This is a genomic window from Neobacillus fumarioli NBRC 102428 (assembly GCF_001591485.1).
Taxonomy (GTDB): domain Bacteria; phylum Bacillota; class Bacilli; order Bacillales; family Cytobacillaceae; genus Neobacillus; species Neobacillus fumarioli.
Map to the genome: position 1 here is coordinate 1 of NZ_BCUZ01000112.1, position 8,822 is coordinate 8,822.

10 protein-coding genes and 1 riboswitch are annotated in these 8,822 nt (G+C 40.3%); of the genes, 6 read left to right on the plus strand and 4 right to left on the minus strand.

The window, feature by feature from the left end; all coding sequences use genetic code 11:
* Positions 1 to 389: 389 nt before the first annotated feature.
* The 6 genes from BFU02S_RS12990 to BFU02S_RS13010 all read left to right on the plus strand — a co-directional run bounded on the left by BFU02S_RS12990 (position 390) and on the right by BFU02S_RS13010 (position 4,729).
* Positions 390 to 1,562: an acyl-CoA dehydrogenase family protein gene (locus BFU02S_RS12990; RefSeq protein WP_369690692.1), complete on the plus strand. Its 1,173-nt coding sequence runs from the start codon at positions 390 to 392 to the stop codon at positions 1,560 to 1,562.
* An 80-nt stretch (positions 1,563 to 1,642) separates the two neighbouring features.
* The gene (locus tag BFU02S_RS17360; RefSeq protein WP_235842062.1) at positions 1,643 to 2,158 is read left to right on the plus strand and encodes a transporter substrate-binding domain-containing protein; all 516 of its coding nucleotides are present in this window, start codon (positions 1,643 to 1,645) and stop codon (positions 2,156 to 2,158) included.
* A 100-nt stretch (positions 2,159 to 2,258) separates the two neighbouring features.
* Positions 2,259 to 2,510, plus strand: coding sequence for a hypothetical protein (locus BFU02S_RS17365; RefSeq protein WP_235842063.1), 252 nt, complete (start codon positions 2,259 to 2,261; stop codon positions 2,508 to 2,510).
* 53 nt (positions 2,511 to 2,563) lie between these two features.
* On the plus strand, positions 2,564 to 3,226 hold the full coding sequence (locus tag BFU02S_RS13000; protein ID WP_235842064.1) for an amino acid ABC transporter permease: 663 nt from the start codon (positions 2,564 to 2,566) through the stop codon (positions 3,224 to 3,226).
* 12 nt (positions 3,227 to 3,238) lie between these two features.
* Positions 3,239 to 3,952 carry an amino acid ABC transporter permease gene (locus tag BFU02S_RS13005; protein ID WP_066371377.1) on the plus strand — a complete coding sequence of 238 codons (714 nt, stop codon included), beginning with the start codon at positions 3,239 to 3,241 and terminating at the stop codon, positions 3,950 to 3,952.
* Positions 3,953 to 3,973: 21 nt separating this feature from the next.
* Positions 3,974 to 4,729 carry an amino acid ABC transporter ATP-binding protein gene (locus BFU02S_RS13010; RefSeq protein WP_066371379.1) on the plus strand — a complete coding sequence of 252 codons (756 nt, stop codon included), beginning with the start codon at positions 3,974 to 3,976 and terminating at the stop codon, positions 4,727 to 4,729.
* 502 nt (positions 4,730 to 5,231) lie between these two features.
* Here BFU02S_RS13010 and BFU02S_RS13015 read toward each other — a convergent pair.
* The 4 genes from BFU02S_RS13015 to BFU02S_RS13030 form a co-directional block, all read right to left on the minus strand.
* Positions 5,232 to 6,083 carry an SDR family oxidoreductase gene (locus BFU02S_RS13015; RefSeq protein ID WP_066371381.1) on the minus strand — a complete coding sequence of 284 codons (852 nt, stop codon included), beginning with the start codon at positions 6,081 to 6,083 and terminating at the stop codon, positions 5,232 to 5,234.
* 203 nt (positions 6,084 to 6,286) lie between these two features.
* Positions 6,287 to 6,478 (minus strand): alpha/beta-type small acid-soluble spore protein, encoded by a 192-nt coding sequence (locus BFU02S_RS13020; protein WP_066371383.1) that lies wholly within the window; start codon positions 6,476 to 6,478, stop codon positions 6,287 to 6,289.
* A 158-nt stretch (positions 6,479 to 6,636) separates the two neighbouring features.
* Positions 6,637 to 7,527, minus strand: a complete 891-nt coding sequence (dapA, locus tag BFU02S_RS13025; protein WP_066371385.1) for a 4-hydroxy-tetrahydrodipicolinate synthase — start codon at positions 7,525 to 7,527, stop codon at positions 6,637 to 6,639.
* 122 nt (positions 7,528 to 7,649) lie between these two features.
* Positions 7,650 to 7,830, minus strand: a riboswitch (Lysine riboswitch).
* A gap of 83 nt (positions 7,831 to 7,913) precedes the next feature.
* Complete coding sequence (locus BFU02S_RS13030) at positions 7,914 to 8,744, minus strand: aldo/keto reductase (protein WP_157075938.1); 831 nt, start codon at positions 8,742 to 8,744, stop codon at positions 7,914 to 7,916.
* Positions 8,745 to 8,822: the final 78 nt, after the last annotated feature.

Below are 8,822 nucleotides of genomic sequence, written 5' to 3' on the forward strand. Positions count from 1 at the left end.
GGTAAAACAGTATTTATTTTACAAAATAAATTTTAATATCCATAGAATATTCTTTCAATATAAATGAATGTGGTGGTACCCCTAGAAATTAAGAATAAATGATATTACAATGGTGAAAGAGGAAAAAGGAGGTAATTACTAGTGAACATCATTGAATTAATCAAATCGCGCAGGAATATTAAGAAGACTTTAAACTAGGGCCGGATTGTGCTACCACATAATTAATTACACCGCCTGAAAATCCTCACTTTTATAAACGAATTTTCCAAAATTATTTTAAAAATTCACAAAATATTCTTGACAGTTTACTATTGCTCCGTTATGATATTTCCTATTAAACAAATCGGAAATATATGTTTAAAGATTCTTGATCACTACTGGGGGAGGAAATTGTGAATACATTATTTATTAAAACAAAGCAACAAAAAGCATGGTTGAATCGGCTGCGCCAGCATGAAACATCATTCAAAGAACGGTCTGTCCAAACGGACGAATTGGCGATTTTCCCAACGGAAAATATTCGTGAGTTAGTAGGGATGGGCTACTCAAGTATCACGCTGCCGGAGAGTTACGGCGGTGAAGGATTAAAGGTCTATGACATGGTGCTTCTACAGGAGACATTGGCCAGTTTCGATGCAAACACAGCTCTTTCCATTGGCTGGCATCTCGGTGTAGTTGGAGAGATATTTGAAAAGAAACTCTGGACTGATGAAAACCTAGCTTTTTTTGCAAAAGAAATCCTGAATGGTGCATTGGTTAATCGTGCCGCCAGTGAAGTGCAGACGGGAAGTCCTACAAGGGGCGGGCGTCCAGAAACAGTTGCCATTAAAAATGGCGGGCATTGGATCCTGACAGGAAGAAAAATCTTTACCACTATGTCACCTGTTTTAACGTACTTTATAACCTCAGCATGGATAGAAGAGAAGCAGAAAATCGGCCACTTTCTTCTGCATAAGGATCTAGAAGGGTTATCGATTGAGGAAACATGGGATGTCATTTCGATGAGGGGTACCGGAAGCCACGATCTTATCCTTGATCATGTGAAAGTTGAAGATTCGATGCTGGTGGAACTCCCGGAAACGGCAAGGGCCGGGCAAATGAATGGCTGGATGCTTCATATACCCGCCTGCTACCTTGGAATTGCGCAAGCCGCCCGCGACTATGCCGTCCATTTTGCCAATCATCATGCTCCCAATAGTTTAAACGGGCCAATCAGCCAATTGCCCAATGTTCAGCAGCATCTGGGGGAAATCGATTTGGCAATCATTCAGGCAAGGCATCTCATTTACAGTGTAGCTGAGGCTTACGATGATGAATCACGAAGAGATCTTATGATCAATGAACTTGGAGTCGTCAAGCATGTGGTGACCAATACAGCGATTTCGATTGTCGATCAAGCAATGAGGGTCGTCGGAGCCAGAAGCCTGCAGCGCAGTAATCCCTTGCAGCGATACTACCGCGATGTAAGAGCAGGTTTGCACAATCCACCAATGGACGATATGACGATACAAAAACTAGCACAGGCCTCAATTGAAGAGGATAAAAGGAAAAATAGTCATTAAAATGTGTTCTGCCTTTTTATTTTTTTAGACAATATCCAACTATTTCAATGCGAATACTTATGAAAAGGGAGATGGGTAGAATGACAAAGAAAAAGAGTTTGATCTCCATGATATCTATTTTTGCCTTATTAACCCTGCTGGCCGGATGCAGCACTAGTACAACATCAAGTGGATCTTCAGCAAAGGGAGATGGGACAAAAGTAAGAATAATAAAAGTAGCCTTTGATCAGGCTTCAAGGCCGATTTCCTATGTAGATGATAATGGGAACCCAGCCGGCTATGAAATTGAAGTCATGAAGGAAGTAAATAAATTGCTCCCACAGTATAAATTCGAATATGTTGGTACGACTAGTGATGACCTCTTATTAGGGGTAGAGCAAGGTAAATACCAGGTAGGTGTCAAAAATGCCTTCTATACAGATGAAAGGGCCAAAAAATATATTTATCCGAAAGAATTCATTGGTTTAAGCAGCACAGGACTTGTATTAAAGAAAAAAAATCAAAACATTAAATCACTGGAAGATTTCGCATCAGCCGGTTTAACATTAGCTCCCATTGCCGCAAACAATGCGCAATATACCGTTATTGACGAATAACAAAGCCCACCCTAACAACAAAGTCAAACTAAAAGCAGGCGATTCCTTCTCGGTCGACGTTGTTCAATGGGTCAATGAAGGACGGGTGGACGGGGGAGTTATGATTGAAGGTCCTTTCAAGCAGCAAGTTTTAGCTAAAAATGGCCCATATCATAACCTTGCCAATGATGTTGTATTTAATCAGTTCGCTGTTATCAAAACTTGGCCATTATTTAATAAAAAGGAACAGTCTTTTGCAGATGACTACGATAAAGCCATGAAAAAGCTGAAGGAAGAAAAGATACCAAATGAATTAAGCAAAAAATTTTATGGAAAGGATTTATTCCAATATTTGAATTCTGCTAAAAGATGAGGTGTAACATGGAGAAATATTTCGATGTAAAGTATTTGTGGGGGTCATTTCCAATGTTACTTCCATATTTACAAGTAACATTCGTGGTTGCCGGACTATCCGTTTTGTTCGGCACAATTCTCGGATTGATCATAGCAGCCATGAAATTGGGAAAAAGCAAAGTGGCACAAAAAATTGCTAATGGCTATATCACAGCGTTACGATGCACCCCTTCGATTGTTCTGCTTTTCTTGGTTTACTACGGGATACCGGCAATTGTTGAAATCTTTGGTGTCTCGATGGATACTGTCGATAAAATAGTTTTTGTTGTTATCACGTTTACCTTGCAATTTGGCGCTGCCATGGCAGAGGTCATCCGCTCCGCCTACGAATCGATTGACCACGGTCAATTTGAAGCGGCTGTCAGCGTAGGTTTAAGCCCTTTCCAAGCTTACAGGAGAATTATTTTTCCACAGGCCTTTGTCGTGGCGCTGCCAAACTTCGGTAATAGTTTCCTAGAGTTAATAAAAGAAGGTTCCTTGGCCTACACGATTGGCCTCATAGATGTAATGGGAAAAGCAAGCCTTGTTATCGCCAGCAGAATTAACGCACATGCCTTGGAGACGTATATTGCCTTATCAATCATGTATTGGGTGATTTCGATTGTAATCGAACAGCTCTTTTTACAATTAGAAAAACTATTCAGCAAAGGAAAACAAGTGATAAAACCGGCCTAAGGGGGTGACAGTGTGTCTGAAACATTCGATATCCATTTCTTAATTCAAACATTTTTTGTGGCTCTATCAGGTGTGCCCACTGCGCTCATCGTGACGATTGTCTCGTTGATCGTTGCTCTGCCGTTAGGTTTTTTGTTAGCACTAACGAGAATTAACCGAATCCCAGTTCTTCAGTGGTTCTCCCAGGTCTATGTTTCGTTCATTCGGGGCACACCTGTCATTGTGCAAATCTTCATTGTCTACAGCAGTGTTCCCTTATTTCTAACTTCATTGTTTAAGTTTTATCATGTTAGTGTGGATGTGTATAAGATCAATCCAATTTGGTATGCCTTTATTGTTTTCGGGTTAAATTCGACCGCACTAATGATTGAAGTTTTCCGTTCGGCAATCTCCACCGTGAGCAAAGGACAGTTGGAAGCCGCCTATTCGGTTGGGTTAACGAACTTGCAGGCTTTTCGCAGAATTATCATTCCCCAAACATTGGTTGTGGCATTGCCGAATATTTGTACAGTTACGATCAATTTGATTAAGGCCACTTCATTGGGATATGCCATGTCCTTACAGGAAATCACCTTGAAGGCAAAAGTGGCCGCCAACGCCAATTATAACTACGTAGAAGCCTATATTGATATTTTTCTTGTTTATCTAATGTTGTGCAGTTTAGTAGAATATTTGTTTAAGCGATATGAAAAGCATTTACGCAAATACAAAACCGTAGCGGCCTAAGATGGAAACGGGGGAAAATGGATGTTGGAAATAAAAGATGTTCATAAATCGTTTGGTAAAAATGAGATTTTAAAAGGTGTAAGTTTAAAAATAGATAAAGGTGACGTTGTCGTGATCCTTGGACCAAGCGGATCCGGAAAGACAACATTACTCCGTATCATAAACTTCCTTGAGCGGGCAGACAAAGGCCATGCCATTTTTGATGATACGGATGTCAATCTAAAGACGGCTTCTAAAAAACAAATCCATAGAATCAGACAAAAAGTGGCATTTATTTTTCAAAACTATAATCTGTTTCATAATAAAACCGCCCTGGAAAATGTTACAGAAGGATTAATAATTGGTCGAAAAGTGCCGAAAAAGGAAGCCGTTGAAATGGGGAAGAACGCCCTGGATAAAGTAGGTCTCTCGGAAAAATATCATGCATATCCCAGCGAGCTTTCAGGCGGACAACAGCAAAGAGTCGGGATTGCAAGAGCGGTGGCACTAAATCCAGACATTATCTTATTCGATGAGCCCACATCTGCTTTAGATCCGGAATGGGTCGGTGAAGTATTAAATGTCATGAAAACAATCGCCAAAGAAGGCACTACGATGCTCGTCGTCACTCATGAAATGTCGTTTGCCAAAGATGTCGCCAATAAGGTCATCTTTATGGATGGCGGTGTCATCGTCGAAGAAGGAACCCCAAAGGGGATTTTTACCAATCCAAAAGAAGATAGAACCCGGCAATTCTTAAGAAGGGTCTTACCTGAGGATTATATGGTTTATATTTGACCTTATTCAAAACTTTGCAACGGAAGACCTTACAAATCGTAAAAAGCGATAAAAGAACAAACGAACCCGCAGGGCCCTTCCAAAGATAAGGAAAATTCGGACAGAATTGGTGAGAATATCGTCTGGGATGTCCGAAGAAAAGGCTACTTTAGACAGGGCATTCGAAAAAATCTGTTATATCTGTCTGAAGTTAAGACGATTTCGGACAAACTTAACCAAGAAAATTACTCGTCTGTCCGAAGGTAGAACAACTTCGGACAGCGCATACCGAATATGCTGTTATGGTCTGTCTGAAGATAAGACGAATTCAGACAGTATAGGAAGATAAATCGCTGAATTTGTCCAAAGGAAGAGCAACTTCAGACAGAGCAGAATGGCAAGCGAGCAAATCTGTCCAAAGGTAAGTCCAATTCAGACATCATATGCAGGGAAACGGCCTTGTCTGTCTGAACGATAAGTAACTTCGTACTTGACCGATAGGATTATTTATACAAAAAAGCTCTTATTCCAAATTCCCCCATTGTTTAAGCCTGTTTAAAACAGCTTTTTCAATAAGTTTCCATGGCAAAGTGTTTTTAAAGAATAGACTGCTTTTAACCCCTTTACCGATTGGATAACGAAGCCTGGGAGGTTTGGGCTGAGAGGCAATTTGTGCTACTAGAGTTGCAACCTCTATTGGATTTCCCATCTTTCCTTTTCCGTCTACAATTTCTTTTTGTAAAGCTTTTATATAGCCTAAATAAGGTGAATCTGAATCGATATCGATTTGATCAACACTTGACCAAATGTTTGTTTGATAGGACCCAGGCTCAATTAGAGACACATCAATTCCAAAGGGTTTAAGCTCCAGCCGTAAACTCTCGCTGTATCCTTCGAGTGCATGTTTGGATGCGGAATAAGCAGATAATCCAGGGAAACCAATTCTTCCGCTAATACTGCTTATATTAATGATTCTGCCGTGCTTATTGGCCCTCATAATTGGAAGGACAGCATTAGTGACAGCAATAACACCGAAAAAATTCGTTTCAAATTGCTTTCGATAATCTTCAATGGTTAATTCCTCACTAAAGCCACCTAATGCAAAACCAGCATTGTTTACTAATACATCGATCGACGAATAATTGGAAAGCAAATTTTTAAGGTTGTCAACAGATTCTGGAGAGGTAACATCCAGTGACAGCACATGAATAAACTGTGCCACATTTTTTTCATTCGCACAGTTCAACAAAGCCGTTGCTTTCTTCACATCTCTCATTGTTGCCAGAACAGTAAATCCGGTTAAGGCTAGTTCAATTGCACAAAGGAGCCCAAAGCCGCTTGAGGAACCCGTTACAATGGCTAATTTTTTGTCCATACTTTTCTCCTAATAAGATTTCTTTTCTTTTATTAAAACGGAAAACCCTGAATCTGTATAGGAAAAATAGTTTTCATAAGAAACCGCCGTGCTGCAGGCATCCTGATGCTGGACAATTATCGAAGTCAGTATTTTCTTTCTTTACTTTTAACAAAAAAGGGGCCCCCAATTGGGACTCCCTTTTGCTGAAATCACCAAGTTACCTAACCTTGTTGATTTCGTAATGATTGTTCAGCATATGCGACAAGACGCTTTGTCATTTCGCCGCCGACTGAACCATTTGCTCGTGCGGTCGTGTCAGCACCAAGTTGAACTCCAAACTCATTGGCGATTTCTTCTTTCATCTGGTCCAATGCATGATTGGCACCAGGAACCAAAAGTTTGTTTCTAACCATGATCCATCACTCCCGACGAAGATTTGAGCAATTAAGCATTGCTCAACATTAATTTAACCTATGAAAGAATCATTATTCATCATTAGTGTAATGTAATTTAATTATGTAAACTTATAAAAAAATAATCAAGCTGCCGGTTGTCGGCAGCCTATAGTCGTTTAAATTCGCTTTGCTTCTAATAGAAAAGGTCTTAAAATTTCTTCAAGTACAGCGGTTTCTTCATATGTTAGTGGAATCAATGGCAGGCGGAGGCCGCCAACATGAAGTCCTTTTAGATTTAATGCTGCTTTTACCGGTGCCGGGCTTGGCTGGGCAAATAATGCCTTCATAAGAGGGAGGAGTCTGCGATGGTCTGTTGCTGCTTCTTGCAGATTTCCAGACTTAAATTTACGGATCATTTCCTGCATCTCATTGCCAATGATGTGAGACGCAACGGAAATAATTCCTGCACCGCCGATAGACAGAACCGGCAACGTTAAGCCATCATCCCCGCTGTATAACGAAAAATCACTTGGCGTTTTTTCGATGATCTCTGCCATAGCATCCAAATTGCCGCTTGCTTCCTTCACCGCGACAATATTAGGAATACTGGCGAGTCGGATAACTGTTTCCGGCGCCAGATTTGTGACCGTCCTTCCTGGAACATTATATAGCATGACCGGTAAGCTGGTTGATTCAGCGATTGCTTTAAAGTGCTGATATAAACCTTCCTGAGAAGGTTTATTATAATATGGGGTAACAAGCATGATCCCATCGACACCGGCTTCTTCAGCAAGTTTCGTTAAGCTGATCGAAGCTTTTGTATTATTCGACCCGGTTCCGGCAATAACAGGAACTCTTCCGGCTACAGTCTCTACTACAAACTTGAATAATGCTACTTTTTCTTCCGTTGATAGGGTAGGAGACTCCCCGGTAGTTCCGGCAACTACTAATCCGTCTGACCCATTGTCAATTAAATAGTTTACTAAAGTTTTTGTCGCATGATAATCGATTTCACCATTTTGATCGAATGGTGCTACCATTGCAGTTAATACTTGGCCAAAATTCATCATGATCACCCTTTTAAAAAATTTTTTATATAGAGGGGGTCAGGCCATTTATTGTTCGACGCAAAAAAACAGCAACGACGGCTTTCGCTGCTGCAGTAGAAACATCAAATAGCAGTTCCCTTGCGTGAGATAGCCCTCCATATAGTTTCCTATATGACAGTTCTGTATTTATTCAATAGCAGAACCAGCTTCAAGATGAATGAGCATCATTGAAGCTTCGGCAAATTCCCCTTTCCACTATTATCACAGGATCCCATTATCCTCAAATAGTATACTCATGGTCTTTGCGCCTCTATCCTCACTTCAATTGGATGAAGTAAGAAAATATTTAGTTGTCTGTAATATAACAGAATATTCCTCTTAATTCAAGTGGGGATTCTATTTTTCTAGAAATCAAAATTATCTGGATCAGGACCAAAGCGTTTATTTTCGTTTAAGGAATTAATTTTTTCCATATCACGCTCTGTTAACTCGAAATCAAAGATATTGGCATTTTCAATAATCCTGCTTTCTTTCACCGATTTTGGTATCGTGACAATTTCATTTTGCAAATCCCAGCGCAAAATCACTTGCGCAATGGTTTTATTGTGTGCGTCAGCGATTTCTTTTAAAACAGGATGATCCAATAGTCTGCCTTGACCGAGCGGAGCCCAAGCTTCGATTTGAATTTCTTGCTTTTTGCAATAATCACGTAATTCAGGCTGTGCGAATAGCGGGTGCAATTCTACTTGATTGACCATTGGTTTGATCTCGGCATCAGCTATTAAGTCTTCCAGGTGATGAATGGTGAAATTGCTGACGCCGATCGCACGGGCGCGGCCTTCTTTGTATATTTTTTCGAGAATCTTCCATGTTTGTTTATACTTTTCTTTCACAGGCCAATGAACCAAGTATAAATCGACATAATCGAGGCCCAGCTTTTGCAAACTCGTTTCAAATGCTTCTAAAACGGAATCATTTCGCTGATCCGTATTCCACACTTTCGTGGTAATAAATAATTCTTCGCGGGGAACACCGGATTCCTTAATGGCTCGCCCAACACTTTCTTCATTTTGATAAAGTGCAGCGGTATCAATGCTTCGATACCCGGCTTTGATGGCTGCTTTAACAGATTGAAGTGCTTCCTCACCTTCCTGAACTTTATAGACGCCAAGTCCAAACCAAGGCATTTTGACTCCATTATGTAATGTAGTGGTATCCTGCAAGCTTCTCATCATAATCTCCTCCTTTTTATTCGTACATGTATTAGTATAGTAGTTTATTCCAATCATGACAATTATTGAAGATTAGTACTA